This is a genomic window from Pseudonocardia sp. KRD291 (genome assembly GCF_019263595.1).
Classification (GTDB): Bacteria; Actinomycetota; Actinomycetes; order Mycobacteriales; family Pseudonocardiaceae; genus Pseudonocardia.
The window spans coordinates 1-22,511 of sequence record NZ_JADQDD010000078.1 but is presented as its reverse complement, the minus strand read 5'-3'; the positions used below and the strand labels follow the sequence as shown (position 1 = coordinate 22,511).

The 22,511-nt window shown below is 74.6% G+C and carries 22 protein-coding genes; 15 read left to right on the top strand and 7 right to left on the bottom strand.

Going from position 1 to position 22,511, the window contains the following annotated elements:
- The 13 genes from I4I78_RS13400 to I4I78_RS13340 form a co-directional block, all read left to right on the top strand.
- Positions 1–688: redox-sensing transcriptional repressor Rex (locus tag I4I78_RS13400; RefSeq protein WP_218611629.1), on the top strand; the 688-nt coding region annotated here is incomplete at its 5' end.
- A complete protein-coding gene (locus I4I78_RS13395) occupies positions 685–2,091 on the top strand; it encodes a glutamyl-tRNA reductase (protein ID WP_218611628.1) in 1,407 nt (468 codons plus the stop codon). The genes I4I78_RS13400 and I4I78_RS13395, both read left to right, overlap by 4 nt.
- Positions 2,088–3,068 (top strand): hydroxymethylbilane synthase, encoded by a 981-nt coding sequence (gene hemC, locus I4I78_RS13390; protein ID WP_218611627.1) that lies wholly within the window; start codon positions 2,088–2,090, stop codon positions 3,066–3,068. Before I4I78_RS13395 ends, hemC begins: the two co-directional genes overlap by 4 nt.
- Positions 3,069–3,071: 3 nt before the next feature.
- A complete protein-coding gene (locus I4I78_RS13385) occupies positions 3,072–4,613 on the top strand; it encodes a bifunctional uroporphyrinogen-III C-methyltransferase/uroporphyrinogen-III synthase (RefSeq protein WP_218611626.1) in 1,542 nt (513 codons plus the stop codon).
- A gap of 133 nt (positions 4,614–4,746) precedes the next feature.
- Complete coding sequence (hemB, locus tag I4I78_RS13380; protein ID WP_218611625.1) at positions 4,747–5,721, top strand: porphobilinogen synthase; 975 nt, start codon at positions 4,747–4,749, stop codon at positions 5,719–5,721.
- A 73-nt stretch (positions 5,722–5,794) separates the two neighbouring features.
- A complete protein-coding gene (locus I4I78_RS13375) occupies positions 5,795–6,628 on the top strand; it encodes a hypothetical protein (RefSeq protein ID WP_218611624.1) in 834 nt (277 codons plus the stop codon).
- 84 nt (positions 6,629–6,712) lie between these two features.
- Positions 6,713–8,047 (top strand): glutamate-1-semialdehyde 2,1-aminomutase, encoded by a 1,335-nt coding sequence (hemL, locus tag I4I78_RS13370; RefSeq protein WP_218611623.1) that lies wholly within the window; start codon positions 6,713–6,715, stop codon positions 8,045–8,047.
- On the top strand, positions 8,044–8,694 hold the full coding sequence (locus I4I78_RS13365; RefSeq protein WP_218611622.1) for a histidine phosphatase family protein: 651 nt from the start codon (positions 8,044–8,046) through the stop codon (positions 8,692–8,694). The genes hemL and I4I78_RS13365 overlap by 4 nt, the downstream gene beginning before the upstream one ends.
- Positions 8,691–9,308, top strand: a complete 618-nt coding sequence (locus I4I78_RS13360) for a TlpA disulfide reductase family protein (protein ID WP_218611621.1) — start codon at positions 8,691–8,693, stop codon at positions 9,306–9,308. The genes I4I78_RS13365 and I4I78_RS13360 overlap by 4 nt, the downstream gene beginning before the upstream one ends.
- Positions 9,309–9,388: 80 nt before the next feature.
- Positions 9,389–10,252: a cytochrome c biogenesis CcdA family protein gene (locus I4I78_RS13355; RefSeq protein ID WP_218611620.1), complete on the top strand. Its 864-nt coding sequence runs from the start codon at positions 9,389–9,391 to the stop codon at positions 10,250–10,252.
- Positions 10,252–11,934, top strand: a complete 1,683-nt coding sequence (locus tag I4I78_RS13350; protein ID WP_218611619.1) for a cytochrome c biogenesis protein ResB — start codon at positions 10,252–10,254, stop codon at positions 11,932–11,934. The genes I4I78_RS13355 and I4I78_RS13350 overlap by 1 nt, the downstream gene beginning before the upstream one ends.
- Before the next feature lie 5 nt (positions 11,935–11,939).
- The gene (ccsB, locus tag I4I78_RS13345) at positions 11,940–12,947 is read left to right on the top strand and encodes a c-type cytochrome biogenesis protein CcsB (RefSeq protein WP_218611618.1); all 1,008 of its coding nucleotides are present in this window, start codon (positions 11,940–11,942) and stop codon (positions 12,945–12,947) included.
- 43 nt (positions 12,948–12,990) lie between these two features.
- Positions 12,991–14,799, top strand: a complete 1,809-nt coding sequence (locus tag I4I78_RS13340; RefSeq protein ID WP_374225867.1) for an AAA family ATPase — start codon at positions 12,991–12,993, stop codon at positions 14,797–14,799.
- A gap of 61 nt (positions 14,800–14,860) precedes the next feature.
- Here I4I78_RS13340 and I4I78_RS13335 read toward each other — a convergent pair whose 3' ends face one another.
- Together I4I78_RS13335 and I4I78_RS13330 are read right to left on the bottom strand one after the other, a co-directional pair.
- Positions 14,861–15,091, bottom strand: a complete 231-nt coding sequence (locus I4I78_RS13335) for a hypothetical protein (protein WP_218611617.1) — start codon at positions 15,089–15,091, stop codon at positions 14,861–14,863.
- A 92-nt stretch (positions 15,092–15,183) separates the two neighbouring features.
- Positions 15,184–15,393, bottom strand: a complete 210-nt coding sequence (locus I4I78_RS13330; RefSeq protein WP_130292519.1) for a BldC family transcriptional regulator — start codon at positions 15,391–15,393, stop codon at positions 15,184–15,186.
- Between the two features lie 217 nt (positions 15,394–15,610).
- Between I4I78_RS13330 and I4I78_RS13325 the strand changes: the two genes are divergently transcribed.
- On the top strand, positions 15,611–16,009 hold the full coding sequence (locus I4I78_RS13325; protein WP_218611616.1) for a DUF4229 domain-containing protein: 399 nt from the start codon (positions 15,611–15,613) through the stop codon (positions 16,007–16,009).
- On the opposite strand, the gene I4I78_RS13320 is transcribed toward I4I78_RS13325, so the two are convergent.
- The 5 genes from I4I78_RS13320 to I4I78_RS13300 all read right to left on the bottom strand — a co-directional run bounded on the left by I4I78_RS13320 (position 15,965) and on the right by I4I78_RS13300 (position 21,811).
- Entirely contained in the window at positions 15,965–16,846 is an 882-nt protein-coding gene (locus I4I78_RS13320; protein WP_218611615.1) for a 1,4-dihydroxy-2-naphthoate polyprenyltransferase, read from the bottom strand. The genes I4I78_RS13325 and I4I78_RS13320 overlap by 45 nt on opposite strands.
- Before the next feature lie 125 nt (positions 16,847–16,971).
- Positions 16,972–18,567, bottom strand: a complete 1,596-nt coding sequence (locus tag I4I78_RS13315) for a hypothetical protein (RefSeq protein ID WP_218611614.1) — start codon at positions 18,565–18,567, stop codon at positions 16,972–16,974.
- 208 nt (positions 18,568–18,775) lie between these two features.
- Positions 18,776–19,948 (bottom strand): o-succinylbenzoate--CoA ligase, encoded by a 1,173-nt coding sequence (menE, locus tag I4I78_RS13310; protein WP_308252087.1) that lies wholly within the window; start codon positions 19,946–19,948, stop codon positions 18,776–18,778.
- 92 nt (positions 19,949–20,040) lie between these two features.
- Positions 20,041–20,832: a hypothetical protein gene (locus I4I78_RS13305; RefSeq protein ID WP_308252086.1), complete on the bottom strand. Its 792-nt coding sequence runs from the start codon at positions 20,830–20,832 to the stop codon at positions 20,041–20,043.
- 70 nt (positions 20,833–20,902) lie between these two features.
- A complete protein-coding gene (locus I4I78_RS13300) occupies positions 20,903–21,811 on the bottom strand; it encodes a 1,4-dihydroxy-2-naphthoyl-CoA synthase (protein WP_218611613.1) in 909 nt (302 codons plus the stop codon).
- A 186-nt stretch (positions 21,812–21,997) separates the two neighbouring features.
- Between I4I78_RS13300 and I4I78_RS13295 the strand changes: the two genes are divergently transcribed.
- Positions 21,998–22,511, top strand: a 514-nt coding sequence (locus I4I78_RS13295; protein WP_218611612.1) for a hypothetical protein, incomplete at its 3' end; no start/stop codon positions are given.

The following is a 22,511-nucleotide window of genomic DNA, read 5'->3' as shown; positions in this document are numbered from 1 at the left end:
CCTGCGGCTTCTCGGCCAGTTCGCCGAGAACGGCGCCGAGACGGTCTCCAGCGAGGAGCTCGCCACGGCGTCCGGGGTGAACTCGGCCAAGCTCCGCAAGGACCTGTCCTACCTCGGGTCCTACGGGACCCGCGGCGTCGGCTACGACGTCGTCTCGCTGCAGCACCAGCTCGAGCGGGTGCTCGGTCTCGACCACCACCAGTCGGTGGCGCTGGTCGGGGTGGGCAACCTCGGTCACGCCCTGGCCGGGTACGCCGGTTTCGCCGGGCGCGGGTTCCCGGTCAGTGCGATGTTCGACGTCGATCCCGACCTGGTCGGGATCCGGATCAACGGCATCCTGGTCGAACACGTCCGCGACATCGATGTCGTGTGCCGCGAGCGCGGGGTGACGATCGGGATGGTGGCGACGCCGGGGCCGGCCGCCCAGGGCGTGTGCGACCTGCTCGTGCGCGGCGGGGTGCAGTCGATCCTGAACTTCGCGCCGGTGGTGCTGCAGGTGCCGGCCGACGTGGAGGTCCGCAAGGTCGACCTCGCGGTCGAGCTCCAGGTACTGGCGTTCCACGTGGCGCGCCGCCACGTGGCGAACGAGTCGGAGGGCGCGGGCGCCACGGCAACCGCGCGGGCCGGCGACATGAACGACCGTGACATGAATGTAAGGGCGAACGGATCGGTGGTGTCCCCACGATGAGTGTTCTCGTGGTCGGCCTGTCACACCGCAGCGCGCCGGTGGAGATGCTGGAGCGTCTCGCGGTGGCTCCGGAGCAGGTGCCGAAGCTCCTCGAGGAGATGCTCGACCGCGCCCACGTCGACGAGGCGGTGCTGCTCTCGACGTGCAACCGGATCGAGGTCGTCGCCGTCGTCGACGCGTTCCACGGCGGCTTGGGCGACGTGACCGAGGTGCTCGGCGGGCACGCCGGATTCGAGCTCGGGGAGCTCTCCGAGCACCTGTTCGTGCACTACGCCGGCTCCGCGGTGCAGCACCTGTTCTCCCTCGCCGCGGGCCTGGACTCGATGGTGGTCGGGGAGTCGCAGATCCTCGGGCAGCTGCGCTCGGCCTACGCCGCCGCGGACTCGACCGGCTCGGTCGGCAAGGTGCTGCACGAGCTGGTGCAGCAGGCGCTGCGGGTCGGCAAGCGGGTGCACGCCGGTACCGGGATCGACGAGGCGGGTGCCTCGGTCGTGTCCGAGGCGCTGCGCGACGCCGGTCGCGAGCTCGCCGGTGGTCCCGAGGGCCTCGACGGCGCCCGCGCGGTGATCGTCGGCGCCGGCGCCATGGGCGCACTGGCCGCCGCGCACCTGCGCCGCGCCGGGGCGTCGGAGATCGTGGTGCTCAACCGTTCCGCCGAGCCGGGTGAACGCCTGGCCGCCAAGGTGCTCGACCAGGGCACCCCGGCCCGCTCCGGACCGCTGTCCGACCTGCCCGCCGAGCTGGCCGGCGCGGACCTGCTGCTGGCCTGCACCGGCGCGATCGGCACCGTGGTCGGGTTCGACGCGGTCAGTGAGGCGATGGCGCACCGCGACGGTCGACCGCTGGTCGTCTGCGATCTCGGCCTGCCGCGCGACGTCGACCCGGCCGTGGCCGAGGTGCCCGGCGTCGGCGTCATCGACCTGATCACGCTGCAGCGCCGCCTGCTGGACTCCGCGGACGGCGGCTCGGTCGCCGTCGCGCAGCGGATGGTGGCCGAGGAGGCCCAGAGCTACCTGGCCGGGCAGCGCAGCGCCGAGGTCACCCCGACCGTGACCGCGCTGCGCCGCCGGGCCTCCGAGGTCGTCGACGCGGAGCTGCTGCGGCTGGACTCGCGCCTGCCCGACCTCGACGACAAGGTCCGCGGTGAGCTCTCGCGCAGCGTCCGGCGCGTCGTCGACAAGCTGCTGCACACGCCGACGGTGCAGGTCAAGCGCCTCGCCGAGGGGCCGGATGGGGACAGCTACGCCGCGGCGCTGCGCACGCTGTTCGAGCTCGACCCGCAGGCCGCCGCGGCGGTGGCCGCACCGGTCCGCGGGCCGGACGGTGAGCCCGGGAACCTGGCCGCCGCGCTGAACCCGACCACCATGGGCACCGTGCCGCCGGAGCAGGGGGACCCGTCATGAGCGACACACCCACCCCGCTGCGGATCGGTACCCGCCCGTCGAAGCTGGCCATGGCCCAGTCCGGCACGGTCGCCGAGCGGCTGCGCGCCGCCGGGCACCCGGCCGAGCTGGTGTCGGTCTCCACCAGCGGCGACCGCTCGATGGCCCCGGTCGTCGAGCTGGGCGTCGGGGTGTTCGTCTCGCAGCTGCGCGAGGCGCTGGTCGCGGGCGAGATCGACGTCGCCGTGCACTCGTTCAAGGACCTGCCCACCACGCCGGACCCGCGGCTGACCCTGGCCGCGATCCCGGAGCGCGAGGACCCGCGCGACGCGCTGGTCTCCAGCCGGGGCCGGGTGCTCGGCGAGCTGACGCCCGGGTGCCGGGTCGGCACCGGCTCCCCGCGCCGGATGGCCCAGCTCGAGGCGCTCGGGCTGGGGCTGGAGGTGCTCCCGATCCGCGGGAACGTGGACACCCGGATCAACAAGGTCCGCTCCGGCGAGCTGGACGCCGTGGTCGTGGCCGCGGCCGGGCTGCGCAGGCTGGGCCGCATCGACGAGGCCGACGAGCTGCTCGACCCGATGATGCAGATGGTGCCCGCACCCGCCCAGGGAGCGCTGGCGCTGGAGTGCCGGGCGGGCGACAGCGAGCTCGCCGGAATGCTCGCCACCACACTGGACGACGCCCCGACACGTGCCGCGGTGACGGCCGAGCGGGCGGTGCTGGCCACCCTCGAGGCCGGCTGCAGTGCACCGATCGGTGCACTCGCCGACGTGGTGTCCGACCTCGACGAGGACGGGCACGTGATCGAACGGCTCTCGCTGCGGGCCGTCGTCGGCACCACCGGGGGTTCGCTGCTGCGGACCTCCATCACCGGAGAGATGGACGCCGCCGAGAAGCTCGGGGCTGCGCTCGCGCACGAGCTTCTCGACATGGGCGACGGCGAACTGCCGGTTCCGGCAGACGCCGGTCGCCCCGATGACCGCCGTATCGGGAGTTGAAGAATGACCACTGCACCTACCACCCCGGGACGGATCGCCTTCGTCGGCAGCGGGCCCGGTGACCCCGGCCTGCTCACCGTGCGCGCACGTGAGGTCCTGGCCTCCTCGCCGCTCGTGATCGTCGACCCGGACGTGCCGGAGGGGATCCTCGCCCTGACCGCGGACGGCGCCGAGGTGCGCCCGGCCGTCGGGCAGCCCGGCGACGTCGCGGGCGACCTGCTCAAGGAGGCCGCGGCCGGCCGCTCGGTGGCCCGCCTGGTCTCCGGTGACCCGCTGACCAACGACGCGATCGTCGCCGAGGCACTCGCCGTGTCCGCCACCGGCTCCCCGTTCGACGTGGTGCCCGGCGTGCCCTCCTCCACCGCGGTCCCGGCCTACGCCGGTGTCGCGCTGGGCTCGGCGCACGTCGAGGCCGACGTCCGCGCCGGGGTCGACTGGGCCGCGCTGGCCGCGTCCCCCGGTCCGGTCGTGCTGCACGCGACCGCCGCGCACCTGTCCGACGTCGCCGCGGGCCTGGCCGCCCAGGGCGTGCCGTCCGAGACGTCGGTCGCGATCACCGCGGGCGGCACCACCTCGACGCAGAAGACGCAGTCGGCGACGCTGGGCTCGATGGCCGGCGACGGTGCCGACCTCGAGGGCCCGCTCGTGCTGACCGTCGGCGACGCCGCCGGCCGGCGCGGGGACCTGTCCTGGTGGGAGTCGCGCGCGCTCTACGGGTGGCGCGTCCTGGTGCCGCGCACCAAGGACCAGGCCGGCGTGATGAGCGAGCGGCTGCGCATGCACGGCGCGATCCCGGAGGAGGTGCCGACGATCGCCGTCGAGCCGCCCCGGTCGCCCGCGCAGATGGAGCGCTCGGTCAAGGGCCTGGTCGACGGCCGCTACCAGTGGGTCGTGTTCACCTCGACCAACGCCGTCAAGGCGGTGTGGGAGAAGTTCGCCGAGTTCGGCCTGGACGCCCGCGCCTTCTCCGGCGTCAAGATCGCCTGCGTGGGCAACGCCACCGCCGAGAAGGTGCGCGAGTTCGGCATCGTGCCCGAGCTGGTGCCCGACGTCGACGAGGCCCAGACCTCCACGTCCGAGGGCCTGCTGGAGATCTTCCCGCCCTACGACGACGTGCTCGACCCGGTGGACCGGGTGCTGCTCCCGCGCGCCGACATCGCCACCGAGACCCTGGCCGCCGGCCTGGGCGAGCGCGGCTGGGAGATCGACGACGTGACCGCCTACCGGACCGTGCGCGCCGCCCCGCCGGCCGCGCCGATCCGCGAGGCGATCAAGACCGGCGGCTTCGACGCGGTCTGCTTCACCTCGTCGTCGACGGTGCGCAACCTGGTCGGGATCGCGGGCAAGCCGCACACCCGCACCCTGGTCGCCTGCATCGGCCCGGCCACCGCGGAGACCGCGCGCGAGTTCGGCCTTCGCGTGGACGTGCAGCCCGACGAGGCCCGCGTCCCGACGCTGGTCGACGGCCTGGCCGAGCACGCGAACAAGCTCCGCGCCGAGGGCGCCCTGCCCCCGCCGCGCAAGGTCAAGGCCCGCCGCCGCTGACCCGGTACGCGCCACGGCCCCCGCATCGCCCTTCCCGGCGGCGCGGGGGCCGTTCCGTGTCCCGTCCGAGGGGATTTCTCGGGACGTCACCGACCCTGCGCGGGGTGGTGCGGTCGGACGTAAGGTTGGGCGCATGGGTTTTCCGGAGCAGCGGCCCCGCCGGCTACGTAGTACGCCCGCGTTGCGCCGGATGGTGTCCGAGACCGAGGTCCGGCCCCGCCAGCTGGTGCTGCCGATGTTCGTCCGGGAGGGTGCGACGGAGCCGGTGCCGATCGGCTCGATGCCCGGCGTCGTCCAGCACACCCGGGACTCGCTGCGCAAGGCCGTCGCCGAGGCGGCCGGGGCGGGGATCGCCGGCGTGATGCTGTTCGGGGTGCCGGCCCGCCACGACGCGACTGGCAGTGCCGCGCTGGACCCGGACGGCGTCCTGAACGCCGCGCTGCGCGACGTGCGCTCCGAGGTCGGCGACGACATCGTCGTGATGAGCGACCTGTGCCTGGACGAGTTCACCGACCACGGCCACTGCGGCCTGCTCGACGAGCAGGGACGGGTGGACAACGACGCCACGCTGGACGTCTACGCGCGGATGGGCGTCGCGCAGGCCGACGCCGGGGCGCACATGGTCGGCCCGAGCGGGATGATGGACGGCCAGGTCGCCGTCATCCGCGCGGCGCTGGACGCGGCCGGGCACACCGACACCGGGATCCTGGCCTACACCGCGAAGTACGCCTCGGCGTTCTACGGCCCGTTCCGGGAGGCGGTGAACTCGCAGCTGCGCGGGGACCGCAAGACCTACCAGCAGGACGGCGCGAACGCCCGGGAGGCACTGCGCGAGCTGGCGCTCGACCTCGAGGAGGGCGCCGACATGGTGATGGTCAAGCCGGCCCTGGCCTACCTCGACATCCTCGCCCGGGTGGCCGACGCCTCCGATTTGCCGGTCGCGGCGTACCAGATCTCCGGGGAGTACGCGATGATCGAGGCCGCCGCGGAGCGCGGCTGGATCGAGCGCGAGCGCACGATCCTGGAGACCCTCACCTCGATCCGCCGCGCCGGCGCGGACGTGCTCCTGACCTACTGGGCCACCGAGGTCGCGGGCCTGCTCGACTGAGGAGGGCCCATCGCCATCGGATCGGTACCGCCGGACGTGGCACGTCGCCGAACCGCGCCACTACCGTGGGGGCGTGAGCTCGCCACCGGATCCGCAGCAGCCGTCCTCGTCCGAGGGGGGCGGGACGCCGGGAACCGGTGACACCACCCCCGCCGACCAGCCGGGCGCCGCCCCGCCCGGGCCGCCGGTGTACTACCGCCCGGGCCCGTCATCGGGCCACTACCCGCAGTACCCGCAGAACCCGTACGCCGGGCAGGCCTACGGCAACCACCCCTACGGTCAGCAGGTCTACGGCCAGCCGGGGACCACGCCGCCGGCGCAGCAGCAGCCTGCGTACCCGCAGCCGTACGGGCAGGCCCAGTACGGACAGGCCGCTCAGTACGGCCAACCGCAGTACGGGCAGGCCCAGTACGGGCAGCCCGCGGGCACCGGATGGGCCGGGACCGGTTCGGCGGTCCCGCGGCCCACGACCATGGTCACCTCGCTGGTGCTGCTCCTGCTCGCCGCGCTGCCGTTCCTGGCCGGCGGCCTGGCCGTGTCGTTCGTGCCGCTGGAGCCGGGGATGTTCCCGCCGGAGGCCGGCCTCGACCAGGTGCTGGCCCAGACCGGGGTCGGGTTCACCGAGTTCGTCTCGCTGGTCCGGACGATGGGTGTGGTGATGGCGGTGCTGGCCGCGCTCTACATGCTGCTCGCCGTGGTCGCGTTCACCGGCCGTGCGGGCGCGCGGCTGGCGCTGACCGTGCTCACCGCGCTGTTCGGTCTGTTCCTGCTGTTCGCGGTCGTGGGCAGCCTGGGCGACCCGCTCGGCCTCGCGGTACCGCTGCTGGTGCTCGTCGCGTCCGTGGCGGGTGTGGTGCTGATGTTCGGCGCTCCGGCGAAGGCGTGGTTCGCCTCCAAGCGCACCTGAGCGGAGCCGGCGGGGGACGAGCATCACCCCGGCCGGGTCCGGGGGCCACGGGCCCGTGCGCGGTCCGGCTGGGAGACTGGCCGGGTGAGCCCGACACAGCCGTCCCCGTCCGGTCGTCCCGAGCCCGTCGAGTCCGCGCGCCTGTTCGAGCGCGCCTCCGGGCTCATCCCGGGTGGGGTGAACTCGCCGGTCCGGGCGTTCAACTCGGTCGGTGGGACGCCGCGGTTCATGGTCTCCGCGCAGGGCTGCCGGCTCACCGACGCCGACGGCGCGACCTACGTCGACCTCGTCTCCTCCTGGGGTCCGATGATCCTCGGGCACGCGCACCCGGCGGTCGTCGAGGCGGTGCGCGAGACCGCGTCGCGCGGGCTGTCGTTCGGCACCCCGACCCCCGGTGAGATCGACCTGGCCGCCGAGATCGTGGACCGGATGCCGGTCGAGCAGGTCCGGCTGGTCAACTCCGGGACCGAGGCCACGATGAGCGCGATCCGTCTCGCCCGCGGCATCACCGGGCGCAGCGTGATCGTCAAGTTCGCCGGCTGCTACCACGGCCACGTCGACGCGCTGCTCGCCGACGCCGGCTCCGGCGTCGCCACCCTGGGCCTGCCCACCAGCCCGGGCGTCACCGGCGCGCAGGCGGCGGACACCGTCGTCGTGCCCTACAACGACCTCGACGCGGTGCGCGCGGTGTTCGCCGAGCGCGGCTCCGAGATCGCCTGCGTGATCACCGAGGCGGCGGCCGGGAACATGGGCGTGGTGCCGCCGGCGCCCGGGTTCAACGCCGGGCTCAAGGAGATCGCGCACGCCCACGGCGCGCTCCTGGTGATCGACGAGGTGATGACCGGCTTCCGCGCGTCGGCCACCGGCTGGTACGGCTGCGACGGCGTCGCGGGCGACCTCTACACGTTCGGCAAGGTGATGTCCGGCGGGCTGCCCGCGGCCGCGTTCGGCGGGTCCCGGGAGCACATGTCGCACCTCGCCCCGGCCGGGCCGGTCTACCAGGCAGGCACCCTGGCCGGGAACCCGGTCGCGGTCGCGGCCGGGCTCACGACGCTGCGACAGGCCGACGCGGCCGTCTACGCGACCCTGTCGGAGAACGCGACCCGGCTCGGCGACCTGGTCACCAGGTCCCTGTCCGCGGCCGGTGTCCCGCACACCGTGCAGTACGCGGGCACGATGCTGTCGGTGTTCTTCACCGAGGACCCGGTGACCGACTACACCGGGGCGAAGGCCGCCCAGACCTGGCGTTACCCGGCGTTCTTCCACGCCCTGCTCGCCCGCGGCATCTACCCGCCGCCCAGCGCGTTCGAGGCGTTCTTCGTCAGCACCGCCCTCGACGACGACGCGTTCGCCGAGATCGAGGCCGCGCTGCCGGACGCCGCGCGGGCCGCCGCGGCCGCCGTGGAGCCCTCGGCGTGAGCACCCCGCAGGCGACCGGCCCGGTCACCGTGGTGCACCTGCTGCGCCACGGGGAGGTGCACAACCCGGACGGCGTCCTCTACGGCCGGCTGCCCGGCTTCGCGCTCTCCGACCGCGGCGAGGCCCAGGCCAAGACCGTCGCCGAGGCGCTGGCCGGCCGGGACGTCGCGGCCGTGGTGGCCTCCCCGCTGCTGCGCGCCCAGCAGACCGCCGGGCCGATCGCGGCCGAGCACGGCGTGGAGATCGGCACCGACGACGGCCTGATCGAGGCCGGCAACGCGTTCGAGGGCGAGCGCTTCGGCGTCGGCGACGGCGCGCTGCGCCATCCGTCGCGGTGGCGGCTGCTGCGCGACCCGTTCACCCCGTCCTGGGGCGAGCCCTATTTGCGGATCGCGCACCGGATGCTCGGCGCGGTGCACGCCGCGCGGGCGCTCGCGCCCGGACGCGAGGTCGTCTGCGTGTCGCACCAGCTGCCGGTCTGGACCGCGCGGCGCTACCTGCTCGGGCAGCGGCTGTGGCACGACCCGCGCCGGCGCCGGTGCGCGCTCGCGTCGCTGACCAGCGTCGAGTTCACCGGCGCCCGGATGACGGGGCTGCGCTACTCCGAGCCGGCAGGCTCCAGCGCGGCGACGGTGACCGGGGCATGAGACCGGCGGGTGGGGTGCGGGCGCGGCGGGTGCTGGCCGCCGTCCTCGCCGTGATGTTGCTCGTCGCGGGCTGCTCGACCAGCAAGGACGCCGTCGACTCCGACGGCGAGTTCCAGTTCGTCGCGCCCGGCGGGCAGACCCGGATCACCTACGACCCGCCCGCGTCGCGCGGGCGCATCAGCGACCTGGCCGGGGACAGCCTGCTGCGTCCCGGCACCCGGGTCGGGGTGGACAGCTACCCGGGCAAGGTCGTGGTGCTCAACCTGTGGGGTTCCTGGTGCGGGCCGTGCCGGACCGAGGCACCGGAGCTGCAGTACGTCGCGACGAACGCGCGCGACACCGCGGTCCTCGGCGTCGACGTCCGCGACGACCGCCAGGCCGCACAGGACTTCGTCCGCGACCGCGGCCTGACCTACGACTCGATCTACGACTTCCCCGGTCGCACGCTGACCGCGCTGGCGGGCTACCCGCGCAACGTGGTGCCGTCGACGATCGTCCTGGACCGGGCGCACCGGGTCGCGGCGGTGTTCCTGCTCCCGGTCGGCGCCTCGGACCTGATGCCGCTCGTCGGGCGTCTGGCCGCCGAGCCCGCCGCCACCGCACCGGCGCCGTAGACGACCGTGCCCGCAGTTCCACTACACGATGTAGAACCCGACGCGCGACCGGCCTCGACGCGGGCCTACCCTGGTCGATGATGGACGCCTCGACCACGCTCGCGATCTCGGGTCCGCTGCTGGTGGCAGCGGCCGTGGCCGTGCTGGCCGGGCTCGTGAGCTTCGCCTCGCCGTGCGTGGTGCCGCTGGTGCCGGGATACCTCGCCTACCTCGCCGGGCTGGTCGGTGCCGAGGCACCGCCGGTCACCCCGCAGGAGGCGCGCCGCCGCGCCGCGCGGGTGCCCGCGGGAGTCTCCGCGTCGCCGGACGGCGCCATCGGGCCGGAGCCGGCTGCGAGCGCCGGGCAGGCCGTCCGCGATGACGGCCGGTGGCGGGTCGCCGGTGCGGCGTTGCTGTTCGTCGCCGGGTTCACCGTGGTCTTCGGCGCGATCCTGGTCGGCGTCGTGTGGCTCTCCGACGCCCTGGTGCGCAACGAGGTCCTGCTGCAGCGCATCGGCGGCGTCGTGATGATCGTGATGGGCCTGGCGTTCGCCGGTCTGGTGCCGATCCTGCGCAACGAGCGTCGCGTGCACTGGGTGCCGCGCGCCGGGCTGTGGGGAGCGCCGCTGCTCGGCGCGGTGTTCGGCCTGGGCTGGGTGCCGTGCATCGGCCCGACGCTGGCCGGGGTGATCGCCGTCGCCGCGGGCACCGGCGGCGGGTCGCTGCGCGGGGTCGTGCTCACGCTGGCCTACTGCGCCGGGCTCGGGCTGCCGTTCGTCGTGATCGCGCTCGGGGCGACCCGGGCGGTGACGGCGCTGGACCGGCTGCGCCGGCACACCCGCACGATCCAGATCGTCGGGGGCGCGATGTTGGTTCTGGTCGGGGTCCTGCTCGTCAGCGGGCTGTGGGGCGGGCTGCTGGCCCAGCTGCAGGTCGCCATCTCCGGATTCACCCCGCCGATCTGATGAGCTCCCCGCCGACCGCGCCGCCGCAGCCCCCCGAGACCCGCTCGGGCGGGCTCGACGAGCCGTCGCCCGGCGGCGGCGGGCGCGGCGGACGGCTGCGCGGGGCGCTCGCGTTCCTGCGCAACACCTGGCGCGGCCTGACCAGCATGCGCACCGCCCTGGTGCTGCTGTTCCTGCTGGCGCTGGCCGCGCTCCCGGGTGCGCTGCTGCCGCAGCGCTCGCTGAACCAGAGCCTGGTCGACCAGTACTTCACCGACCACCCGACGCTCGCGCCGATCCTGGACACGCTCGGCGCGTTCGAGGTGTTCGCCAGCACCTGGTTCGCGGCGATCTACCTGCTTCTGATGATCTCGCTGGTCGGCTGCGTGCTGCCCCGGGCGCTGGAGTACTACCGGGGGGCGCGCGCCGCGCCGGTGGCGACGCCGCGCAACCTCGCCCGGCTGCCGCACCACGACGAGGGCGACGTCGCCGAGGACGTCGAGGCGTTCCTCGCCCGCACCCGGACCCGCCTGCGCGGCTGGCGCCGGATCGAGCGGTCCGAGCCCGGCGGCGTCCGCACGGTCTCGGCCGAGCGCGGCTACCTGCGCGAGACCGGCAACCTGGTCTTCCACCTGAGCCTGATCGGGCTGCTGATCGGGTTCGCCGGCGGCAAGATCTACGGCTACGAGGGCGACGTCATCGTGCTCGCCGACGGCAGCGAGTTCTGCAACACCTCGATCCTGGGCTACGACTCGTTCCGGGCCGGCCTGCAGGTCGACGGCACCGAGCTGAACCCGTTCTGCGTCAAGGTCGACCGGTTCGACGCCTCCTACCTTCCCAACGGCCAGCCCTCGACGTTCTCCGCCGACCTCGGCTACCAGTCCGGCGAGGACCTCGACGCGGGCACGACGACCTGGCGCCCGGACACGATCTCGGTCAACCACCCCCTGCGCACCGGGGGCGACCGCGTCTACCTGACCGGCTACGGCTACTCGCCGCAGTTCACCGTGACCTGGCCGGACGGCACCACGCGCAGCGGCGAGATCCAGTGGCGCCCGGTCGACCGCTCCACCCAGCTCGCCGAGGGCGCCACGAAGTTCGAGCGGCCGGGTGTCACCGACCCCGTGCAGCGCACGAACAGCCAGCTGGCGCTGACCGGCACGTTCGCTCCCACCGCCGCCCTGGACACCGAGGGCGACCTCGCCTCGGCCTACCCCGGCCTGCGCAACCCGGTCGTCGAGCTGAACGTGATGCGCGGCGACCTCGGCATCGACGACGGCCGTGGTCAGTCGATCTTCACGGTGGACCAGGCGAAGGTCGACTCCGGCGAGCTGCGCAGCGTGGCCCGGGCCGACCTCGCCCCGGGCCAGACCACGCGCCTCGACGACGGCACGGTGGTGCGGTTCGACGGCGTCGGGTCCTGGGTGAACCTGCAGGTCGGGCACGACCCCGGACAGCTGTGGGTGCTGGTCTTCGCCGTCACGATGGTGGGCGGCCTGGCCGTGTCGCTGTCGATCCGGCGGCGGCGGTTCTGGGTGCGGGTCGTCGGGTCCGGGACCGGGAGCCGGGTGCAGATCGGCGGTCTCGCGCGCACCGACCGGGCCGGCTACGGCGAGGAGTTCGACCGGGTCGCGGCCGAGCTCCTGCGCCCGGGGCACGACACAGACATCTCGCACGGGGACACCCAGAAGAAGGACGGTTGAGTCGCATGCTCGTCGATCCGATCATGTCGCTGTGGAGCGACCGGCTGTTCCAGGGGGCGGTGGTCGTCTACCTGATCGCCCTGCTGGTGCACGCCGCGGAGTACGTGGTCGGCCGGTCGCCGAGCCTGCGCGCCGCCGCGCCGGTGGCCGCCGGCGCCGGCTCCGCGTCGGGATCCGGTTCGGTCGCCGTGGCCACCCCGCCGGAGGGGGTCACGGTCGGCCCCGTCGGCGACGACTCCGCGACGTCGGACGAGAGCGTGCGCGGGCGGCGCAGCCGGGCCGACCGCTACGGGCGGATGGCGGTCTCGCTGACCGTCCTCGGCGTCCTGGTGCACCTGGCCTCGATGGTCGCCCGCGGCCTGGCCGTCTCGCGGTGGCCGCTGGGCAACATGTACGAGTTCACCTCGGCGCTGTGCCTGCTGGCGCTGGTGTCCTGGCTGGTCGCGCTGCGCCGGATCCCGACGATCCGCACGGTCGGGGTGTTCGTGCTCGCCCCGGTGCTGATCCTGATGTTCCTGGCCGGCACCGTGCTCTACGCGCAGGCGGCGCCGGTGGTGCCCGCGCTGCAGTCCTACTGGCTGATCATTCACGTGACCACGATCACACTCGGGTCCGGGCTGCTGCTCGTACCCGGCGTGGCGAGCGTGCTGTTCCTGATGCGGCGCTCCGGCCGACCGGCGCGGCTGGTCGCCAGGCTGCCCTCGGCCGACGTCCTGGACCGCATCGCCTACCGGGTCACGGTCGTCGGGTTCCCGATCTACACGTTCGCGGTGATCTGCGGCGCGATCTGGGCCGAAGCCGCCTGGGGACGGTTCTGGGGGTGGGACCCGAAGGAGACGGTGGCGTTCGTCGCATGGGTGATCTATGCGGCCTACCTGCACGCCCGGGCGACCGCCGGATGGCGTACGACTCGCGCTGCGTGGATCAACGCGGCCGGTTTCGCCACGATCCTGTTCAACCTGTTCTTCATCAACATGGTGGTCGCCGGGCTGCACTCGTACGCGGGGTTGTGAGCCTGCTCGACCGCTGCCCGCCGTGCGACTACCGTCGGACGACGTGAGTGAGCCTGTGCCCGACGAGCAGCCCGACGGATCCGTGGGCCGTTACGTGCGTGAACGGTGGGGCGCAGCGGAACCGCAGTCACGTCCCCGCCGCCGGCTCCGGCGCGCCGGCGGGCCCGGGACGCCTGCGGGGCCCGGCGGGTCGGAGCGGCCGCCCGAGCGGGGCTCCGCGGCCACCGGCACCCGCACCCCGCCCGGGGGCCTGGCGTGGGGGGCCGAGCTCCCGGACGTCGACGACGACCTGGTCTCCGAGATCGACCCGTCCACCCCGCCGTCCGGGCTGGACCTGAGCGCGGTCCGGGCCGCGGCCCCGCCGCAGGAGGCGCAGGCGCCGACCCGTCGTCAGGACCGGGAGAGCCGCGAGGCCGCCGCCCGGGCCGCCGAGGACGAGCACGAGCAGGAGCGCGCCCGCGCGCAGGCCGAGCAGGAGCGCGCCCGCGCGGCGCGGGAGGAGGCCGATCGCGCCCGCGCGGCGCGGGAGGCCGGCGCGGCCGAGTCCGCACGTCGCGCGCAGGATTCCGCGCCGGTCACCGAGCAGACGGCCGACGACGCGGTCGCGCAGGTCCCGCCCGCGCGCGGCCCCGAGCCGGACGACAGCCCGGGCGTGGTGTGGCGGCGCTCGGTCGCCCGCCGCCCGTCGCCGTCGGCCCGGCCGGCCCCGGACGGGGACCCCGCAGCCGGTGCCGTCCCGCCGTCGGACGCACTGCCGTCCGGCCCGGCCGGGAACGAGCCACGGCCCGGCACCGACCGGGCCGCCGCCACGGCGGAGGCACCCGAGGGCTCCGCCCGCGCCTCCCGCGCCTCCCGCGCCGAGCGTGCGCGCTGGACCGCGCCCGAGGCCGTCGAGACCCGGGACGCGCAGCGCAGGCGCAGCGAGAACGGCGGCATGGACGTCGACCTGGCCTCGGCCCGGTTGCTGCGCACCACCCGCCGGCCGCCGCGGACCGGGTGGCGCCGCGCCGTCTACGTGCTCTCCCGCGGCTACCTCAACCCCGGCGAGAGCCCGGCCGACGTCCGCGAGCGCGAGCTGACCGTGCGGGTGAACAAGCCGCTGCTCAGCGCCCACAAGATCGCGATGCTGAGCCTCAAGGGAGGCGTCGGCAAGACGACGATCACCGCGACGCTGGGCGCGACGTTCGCCTCGCAGCGCGGCGACCGGGTGGTCGCCGTCGACGCCAACCCCGACCGCGGCACGCTCAGCCAGAAGATCCCGCTGGAGACCACGGCCACCGTGCGGCACCTGCTGCGCGACTCGCAGCGCGTCCGCCGCTACACCGACGTGCGCGCCTACACCTCACAGGGCTCCTCGCGGCTGGAGGTGCTGGCCAGCGAGCAGGACCCGGCCGTGTCCGAGGCGTTCAGCGAGGGCGACTACCGCCAGGCGGTGGACCTGCTGGAGCACTTCTACAACCTGGTGCTCACCGACTGCGGCACCGGGCTGATGCACTCGGCGATGTACGGCGTTCTGGGCATGGCCGACCAGCTCGTGATCGTCTCGTCCGGCTCGATCGACGGTGCCCGCAGTGCCTCGGCGACGCTGGACTGGCTGGACGCGCACGGCAACGGGGACCTGGTGCGCAACGCCGTCGTCGTGATCAACACGGTGCACCGGCGGGCGGGCAGCGGGGTCGACCTGGACCGGGTCGCGGAGCACTTCGCCGGGCGCTGCCGGGCGGTGGTGCGGGTGCCGTTCGACGGGCACCTGGAGGAGGGCGCGGAGATCGACCTGGACCGGCTGGAGCCGCACACCCGGACGGCGCTGCTCGAGCTCGCCGCGTCCGTGGCGGACGGTTTCCCTTCGTAGATCCTTTACCTTCCCCGTGCCCCGGCGGGCGCTCCCGGCCGGGGAACGGGGGAGACCCGCGTCACGTCGCGGCGGGCGGGTCCTCGTGGCCGCGGACCTTCTCGTCGAGCTGCTTGAGGAACTCCGGGTCGTCGTCCGGTCCGCTGGCCCGCGGCTTCGCGGGACGGGACACACCGCCCCAGGGCATCTCCGGGCTCTGCGAGGGGTCGGTCACCATCTGCTCGGCCTTGAGCGTCCTCCACAACACGACTGCGAAGACCGCGGCACCGAGCAACACGAACAGAAAAAGCATCAGGCCACCTCCGCTGCCAACAGTAGCGGAGGTGGCCTGATGCCCGGGTGAGGTGCGCGAGGCCGCCTCACCCGGTCGGGTCGGGGTGCACGTCAGTGGGCGAGCGTCGCCTCGCTGGTCAGGTCGGCGAGCAGGCCGCGGACCTCGGACTCGCGGAAGCGGCGGTGGCCGCCGGGCGTGCGGATCGAACCGATCCGGCCGGCCGAGGCCCAGCGGGTCACGGTCTTGGGGTCCACCCGGAACAGGGTCGCGACCTCGCCCGGGGTCAGCAGTCGCTCTGGTGCCTGCGTCGGAGCTGCCATGTCGTCCTCCCGAAGGGGTCACGGTTCGTCGTGTTCCGGGCCATCGTGACACCTCAGACCCCGGGTACTCGAACGGTTGTCCGGAGGTAAAGGGTTCTTAAAGGGCAAAACGTGCGAGTCGCCGGAACCGGACGAGAGGGACGGGCCGGGCGCGCCGAGCCGTCCCGCCGCAAGGCGCTACGGGGGCCGGTGCCGGGCCGAGACGTAGGCTCGATGCATGACCGCACCGACCCCTCCATCCTCCACCGCCGCGCCGCAGCGTGGGCGGGAACCGGGTCTGGCCGCGACCGTGGCGCTCTACGCGCTGGCCCGACTCGGGATCGTCGCCGTCGTCGCGGTGCTGCTGGCGCTGGCCGGGGTGCCGTTGCTGCTGGGCATCCTGATCGGCCTGGTCGTGGGGCTGCCGTTGTCGATGGTGCTGTTCCGCGGTCTGCGGGCCCGGCTGGACCGGGCGATCGCGGCCAAGACCGCGCGCCGCGGGGCCGAGCGGGACTCGTTGCGGGCGCAGCTGCGCGGCGAGCGCGCGCCGGACGAGCCCGTGCCGGACGAGCGCCTACCGGACGACGGGGCCTCAGCCGAGGCCGGCGACGGCGAGTCCGACCGCGGTCGCGGCTGACCAGGCCAGCAGCAGGAACCCGGTGTCGCGCAGCGCCGGGATCAGCTCCATCCCGTCCGACCCGCCGAGCACCCGGCGCAGCGGTCCGACGGCGAGCGGCAGGGCGAGCAGGGCGCACAGCAGCGCGGGCCGGTCGAACGCCGCGGCGATCGTGATCAGGAACGGCACCGCTACCAGCACCAGGTAGAGCAGCCTGGTGCCGCGGTCGCCGAGCACCACCGCGAGGGTCCGCTTGCCGGCGATCCGGTCGGTCGGGATGTCGCGCAGGTTGTTCGCCACCAGCACCGCGCAGGTCAGGGTGCCCGCCCCGACCGCGCCGATCAGCGCTCCGGCGCCGACGGCGCCGCTCTGGGTGAGCGTGGTGCCCAGCACCGCGACCGGGCCGAAGAACACGAACACCGCGACCTCGCCGAGGCCGGCGTAGCCGTACGGGCGGCTGCCCCCGGTGTAGTACCAGGCGCCGAGGATGCAGAGCGCGCCGATGACGACCAACCACCACTGCCCGGACACCCCGACCAGTACCAGCCCGGCGACCGCGGCGAGCCCGAAGCAGCCGAACGCCGCGGTCTTGACCGTGGCCGGGCTCGCCGCCCGGGACCCGACCAGCCGCAACGGGCCGACCCGCTCGTCGTCGGTGCCGCGGATGCCGTCGGAGTAGTCGTTGGCGAAGTTGACGCCGATCACCAGGCTGACCGCCACCAGCAGCGCCAGCAGCGCGGCCCCGGGGGCGACCGCCCCCGCGCCGACCGCGGCGCCGGTGCCGACGAGGACGGGGGAGATCGCGGTGGGCAGGGTGCGCGGACGCGCTCCCTCGACCCATTCCGTCACGGTGGCCACGGGGGAAACCTATCCGTCCCCGCCGTCCCGCGCCCTTGTGTCGGGCGACACTCGTGCGTCACGACGAGCGACGCGCGCACCTCGTGGTTCATGAGTGCGGCCGGATCGGGACGCTGGACGGTGGGTCAGGGCGTTGCGGCGGACGGGGCGCGTTGCGCCGCTCCGCTGCCGGGTGCGGCCTGGCGGGTGCCCGTGTCGGCCGGTGGCGACGGCTTCGTCGACGCGGGGGCCTCGTCCGTCGTCGTCGGGTCGGCGGGTGTCGCGGGTGCGCCGGAGGTCGTGGACTTCCGCGTCGCCTTCTCGGCGGGGGAGTCTGCCGGGTCCGTGGCGGGCTTCTCCCCGGCCGGGGCCGTGCCCGTCGGTGCCGCGCCCGCCCTGTCGCCGGCGGCGTCGGCCGGCGGGTCGGTGGCCACGGCGTCCCCGGCCTTCTCCCCCGGAGCGGCCGGAGCGGCGGGGGCGGCCGGAGCGGCCGGACCGCATGCGGGGACGTCGGTGGGCGCCGACTCGACCGCGTCCGCCGGGATGTACTGCCCCTCGCCGACGCGGAGCCAGGCCTGCTCACCGGTGCCCTGCGTGCACTCCACCGGGACGTCGGCGCTGTCCGCGGCGATCCCGACGACCGGTGCCCCGGCCTCCGGCGCGGCGTGCACGTCGACCTCGTCCTCGTCGCCCTCGGTGCTGACCGTCGAGAGCCGCACCGAGCCCGTCCACAGGTAGTCCACCTGCACCTGGGAGTTGTCCTTGAGCCCGAGCGCGTCCCAGAAGATGCCGTCGCCGAGGTCGATCCCGGCCGGGTTGGCGGGCCGGCGGCCGAACTGGTCCTTGCCGCCGTTGTGCCCGTTCCGGAACGCGGCCTGGGCCTGCGGGACGCCCTGGGGCAGGTCCTTGAACGACTGCCGCTCCGCCGCCGGGTTCCAGTAGTCGTCCTTGGTGTTCCACGGGCCGATGTCCCAGACCGGCGCGAACGCGCACCTGCCGTTCGGCGCGCAGACCTTCACCGAGTAGTCGCTTCGGCCGTTCGGGGACAGCGCGCGCCGCGACGGCAGCGCCACGAACCGGTCCCGGTTCGCGATCTTGTGCCCGTTGGCGGTGGTGCCGCCGACCAGGCCCTCGCGGGTGGCGAACACCGAGTAGCTGCGCGGCCCGGCCTCGGTCATCGGGGCGGACTCGGTCTCCGACTCCGTCGCCGGCGCGGCGGACAGGGTCACCCCGCGCACGGCCGGCGGGGCGCCACCGGTCGAGGTGAGCACGATCCGGCCCTGCACCTCGTCCACGGCCTCGGGCAGTTCGGTCGTCGCGCTGCCCGGCTCCTCGCCCGGGGTGGCCGGGACCCACTCGGTCCAGCCACCGCCGGCCCGCTTGCCGCGCACGTCGATACCCGCGGTCGAGCCCGGGGCGGTGTCGGTGACCAGCGTCGAGTCGACCTCGGTGGCCGGGCGGTCCAGCGGCCGGGACGGGAGCGTGAGCAGCCCGGTCGGGACGACGTCGGCCGGGTCGGCCGAGGACTCGGTCTCGCCCTCCGGGCCCTCCATCGGCGCTCCGATCGCGGTGGCCGCGTCGAACCGGGCCGTCCCGCTCTCGACGACGACGCCGGTGCCCTCGCCTGCGGACAGGTCGGGCTGCCAGGTCGCCGCCGGCTCGGCCGCCGCCGGTGAGACCGCCGCTGCCACCAGCGCGCCGGTCACGGCGAGCAGGCCGACTCCGCGCAGTCCGGCCCGCATTCTGGTCCGCATCCTCGCTACCCCCGGGGGTTGGTGTGACTCGTGTGACGACAGGTGTTCCTGTGTCGCCAGTGGTCGCAGCAGACCTCATGCGGATGTAGTTGGCAATCAACGCAGCGTCACCGCCCCTATGGGGTGTACGGCCCTCTCACCGGTTCGGGTGGGCCGGATGCGCGGCAACCGGTCGCAGGGCGTGTGCGCGACGCGATCAGGTGGTGCGCACGCCCCGCAGGGCGCGGGCGACGGTCGCCCGGTCGGGCTTGCCGATGCCGCGCTCCGGGATCGCCCGGACCCGCGCCAGCAGCCGGGGGACGGCGGCGCGGCCCTCGGCGGCGCGCACGGCGGCGCGCAACGCGTCGTCGTCCGGACCGGGTTCCTCGTCCGCGACGACCATCGCCGCGACGATCTGGCCCCACTCCGTGTCCGGCAGGCCGACCGCGCATGCTCCGCGGACACCGGGGACGGCGAGCAGCGCCCGCTCCACCGCGGCCGGGGCGACCTTCTCCCCGCCGGTGTTGACCATGTCGTCGACCCGGCCGAGCACGCTCAGCCGCCCGTCGCGCCACCGGCCGAGGTCTCCGGTGCGGAAGACCCCGCCGTCGAAGGCGGCCGATTCCGCGGGGCCCGCGGCGAGGTAGCCGGCGGCCAGGGTCGGGCCGCCGAGCAGCACCCGCCCGGTGTCCGGGTCGGCGCCGGTCGGCTCGATCGCCACCGTCACGCCGTCCAGCGGGACGCCGTCGTACACGCAGCCCCCGCACGTCTCGCTCATCCCGTAGGTCGTGACGACGGCGATCCCGGCGCTCTCGGCCCGCGCGCGCAGTCCCGCGTCCAGGGCCGCACCGCCGACCAGCACCGCGCTGTAGCCGCCGAGGGCGTGGCGGGCGGCGCCGTCGTCGTCGAGGATCCGGGCGAGCTGGGTCGGGACGAGGCTGGTGTAGCGCCGCGCGCCGTGCGGGAAGCGTCCGGTGGCCCGGGCGAACCCGGCCGGGCGGAAGCCCTCGCGGACGTCCTGCACGACCGGCTCGGCCCCGGCGAGCACGGCGCGCAGCAGCACCTGGATGCCGGCGACGTGTTCGGCGGGCAGCGTCAGCAGCCAGCGCCCGGGTCCGCCGAGACGCTCCTCGGTGGCCCGTGCCGAGGCGCGCAACGCGTCCGCGGTGAGCGCGACGTACTTCGGCTCGCCGGTCGACCCCGACGTCGCGACGACGACGGCGACGTCCGCGGGCACGGTCGGGACCGGTGCGGCGGGGGCGTCGGTGGCCGGCACCGGCAGCACGGCGGGCCCGGTCCCCGACGTCGCGGCGTCCAGTGCCGCGACCAGGTCGGCCACGGCCTGCGGGGAACCGTCGACCGGGACCACCCGCAACGTCCGTCCGCTCACGGTCGTACCTCCCTGAACCCGATCCGCCCTGAACCCGTTCCGCCGGGCGGGCCGCCGCCCGGACCGGCCCCACTCTGCCACTCGCCGTTCGCCTAGCCGCCGGCCTGCGCGCGCTGCAGCGACAGCCGGCCGTCCTCGGGGCCGCTCGAGGCCCACTCGCCGGACTCCGCGGTCCAGCTCCAGCCGTCGAACGTCACCCGCTCCAACCCGAACCGCGCCCCGTGTGCGACCAGCCAGTTCGCGATCTCCCAGCCCCGAACCCCGTCCTGCGGGCCGCTCAGCTCCGCCGTGCCGAGCTCACGCGCCGCGACCGTCGCGACGTCGTCCGGCGCCGTGGTCGCCGGCAGGTCGTGGCAGGTCAGTGCCGGCCCGTTCTGCCCGGTCAGCGCCGCGGCCATCGTCGTGGCCTGCGGCTCCCACTGCGCGTAGAGGCTCCCGTCGAAGGAGCGCTGGATCAGCTGGGCCGCGTCGGCGACGTCGAGCGTCGGCCAGTCCGGCTCGGTGCGCAGCTTCCGGTAGAACGCCTGCGAGGCGTAGACCGGGTCGGTGACCTGCTCGTAGGTGCCCCAGTCCTGGCTGGGTCGCTGCTGGAACAGCCCGGCCGAGTCCCGGTCCCCGCCCGGCAGGTTGCGCAGTCCCGACTCCTGCAGCACCGTGGCCAGCGCCACCGTGACGGCGTGGTCGGGCATTCCCATCGCGGCGCCGACACCGGCGATCGTGGCCGCGTTCCCGGCCTGCTCGACGCTCAGGGTGACGTCCCGCGAGCCGCCCGTCACCGTGCACCCCGGCGTGCCGGGGATGCTGCGGACCAGGACGTAGATCCCGGTCACGGCCGCGAGCAGGAGCACCAGCGCCAGCACCGGGCCCCGCCACAGACGCCGCACCCGGACACGGGGCGGCGGCGCGCCCCGGTACCGGACGGTGGGTGGCTCCCGGTGGCTCATCGTCAGCCGTTCAGTAGTGCCAGGGGTAGGGCGCCCAGTCCGGCTCGCGCTTCTCCAGGAACGCGTCGCGGCCCTCGACGGCCTCGTCCGCGGCGTAGGCCAGGCGCGTCGCCTCGCCGGCGAAGAGCTGCTGGCCGACCAGGCCGTCGTCGATCAGGTTGAAGGAGTACTTGAGCATCCGCTGCGCGGTCGGGGACTTGCCGTTGACCTCGCGGGCCCACTGCAGCGCGGTCGCCTCCAGCTCGCGGTGCGGGACGACGGCGTTCACCGCGCCCATGTCGTGCATCTGCGCCGCGGTGTAGGTGCGGCCGAGGAAGAAGATCTCCCGGGCGAACTTCTGCCCGACCTGGCGCGCGAGGTAGGCCGAGCCGAACCCGCCGTCGAAGGAGCCGACGTCGGCGTCGGTCTGCTTGAAGCGCGCGTGCTCGGAGCTGGCCAGGGTCAGGTCGGCGACGGCGTGCAGCGAGTGTCCGCCGCCGGCGGCCCAGCCCGGCACGACCGCGATCACGATCTTGGGCATGAACCGGATCAGGCGCTGGCACTCCAGGATGTGCAGCCGTCCGGCGCGACCGGCCTGCACGGTGTCGGCGGTGTCGCCGTCGGCGTACTGGTAGCCCGAGCGCCCGCGGATGCGCTGGTCGCCGCCGGAGCAGAACGCCCACCCGCCGTCGCGCGGCGAGGGGCCGTTGCCGGTGAGCAGCACGCAGCCGACGTCCGGGCTGGTGCGGGCGTGCTCCAGGGCGGTGTAGAGCTCGTCGACGGTCCCGGGGCGGAACGCGTTGCGCACCTCGGGCCGGTCGAACGCGATCCGCACCGCCCCGGTGTCCACCGCCCGGTGGTAGGTGATGTCGGTGAAGTCGAAGCCCTCGACCGCTCGCCAGGCCTGCGGGTCGAACAGTTCGGAGACGGTGTCCGGCATGGGGCCAGGGTAGGTCCGCGCCACGGGTGGGTGATCAGAGGTCGGGTCCGGGTACCGAGCACGGGCCCGGTTCGCCGCCGGCCACCGGCTCCGGGAGGATCGCGCGGCGGGCACACCGGTGTCCTGTGCCGTCCGTTTGCTCCCCGTCCGGGCGTTTTCGGCGGTCCGACCGACGTGAGGAGTGCCGTGCGCTGGGTTCTCGTGGCCGTCGTGGCCTTCCCCGGGCTGCTGCTGGCCGTTCTGGGCTACGACCACCCGACCGTGCTCGACGTCTCCACCGCGAACATGTGGTGGACCATGCACGTCCCGCTGGTCCCGGTGTTCCCGCTGCTCGGCGTCGCGCTGTGGGTGCTCCTGCGCCAGGAACGCGGTCCGGTCGCCTGGATCGGCAAGATCGGCGCCTACCTGTTCGGCTGCTTCTACACCGCGCTGGACTGCCTGGCCGGGATCGGCGCCGGGCTGGTGCTCGACACCGAGAAGCAGGGCCAGCAGTCGATCATCGAACTGATCCGGGTCGGGGACCGGCTGTCCTACATCGGTACCGGCGCCTACCTGGTGGCCACGGTCGCCGTCGCCGTCCTGATGCTGCGCCGGGCGCGGTGGTGGGCGCTGCCCGGGTCGGTACTGCTGATCGGCGCCGCGGTCCCGTTCATCACCTCGCACATCTTCTGGCCGGACGGGGTGCTCGCGATGGCCGCCA

What these genes read in the sequence shown, in the direction of transcription:
- ccsB (WP_218611618.1), top strand. Translation starts at nt 11,940, where the DNA reads ATGCTCGTCGATCCGATCATGTCGCTGTGGAGCGACCGGCTGTTCCAG.
- I4I78_RS13325 (WP_218611616.1), top strand. Translation starts at nt 15,611, where the DNA reads ATGACCGCACCGACCCCTCCATCCTCCACCGCCGCGCCGCAGCGTGGG.
- I4I78_RS13315 (WP_218611614.1), bottom strand. Translation starts at nt 18,567, where the DNA reads ATGCGGGCCGGACTGCGCGGAGTCGGCCTGCTCGCCGTGACCGGCGCG.
- I4I78_RS13360 (WP_218611621.1), top strand. Translation starts at nt 8,691, where the DNA reads ATGAGACCGGCGGGTGGGGTGCGGGCGCGGCGGGTGCTGGCCGCCGTC.
- I4I78_RS13355 (WP_218611620.1), top strand. Translation starts at nt 9,389, where the DNA reads ATGGACGCCTCGACCACGCTCGCGATCTCGGGTCCGCTGCTGGTGGCA.
- I4I78_RS13350 (WP_218611619.1), top strand. Translation starts at nt 10,252, where the DNA reads ATGAGCTCCCCGCCGACCGCGCCGCCGCAGCCCCCCGAGACCCGCTCG.
- I4I78_RS13330 (WP_130292519.1), bottom strand. Translation starts at nt 15,393, where the DNA reads ATGGCAGCTCCGACGCAGGCACCAGAGCGACTGCTGACCCCGGGCGAG.
- I4I78_RS13300 (WP_218611613.1), bottom strand. Translation starts at nt 21,811, where the DNA reads ATGCCGGACACCGTCTCCGAACTGTTCGACCCGCAGGCCTGGCGAGCG.
- I4I78_RS13335 (WP_218611617.1), bottom strand. Translation starts at nt 15,091, where the DNA reads ATGCTTTTTCTGTTCGTGTTGCTCGGTGCCGCGGTCTTCGCAGTCGTG.
- I4I78_RS13395 (WP_218611628.1), top strand. Translation starts at nt 685, where the DNA reads ATGAGTGTTCTCGTGGTCGGCCTGTCACACCGCAGCGCGCCGGTGGAG.
- I4I78_RS13385 (WP_218611626.1), top strand. Translation starts at nt 3,072, where the DNA reads ATGACCACTGCACCTACCACCCCGGGACGGATCGCCTTCGTCGGCAGC.
- hemC (WP_218611627.1), top strand. Translation starts at nt 2,088, where the DNA reads ATGAGCGACACACCCACCCCGCTGCGGATCGGTACCCGCCCGTCGAAG.
- hemB (WP_218611625.1), top strand. Translation starts at nt 4,747, where the DNA reads ATGGGTTTTCCGGAGCAGCGGCCCCGCCGGCTACGTAGTACGCCCGCG.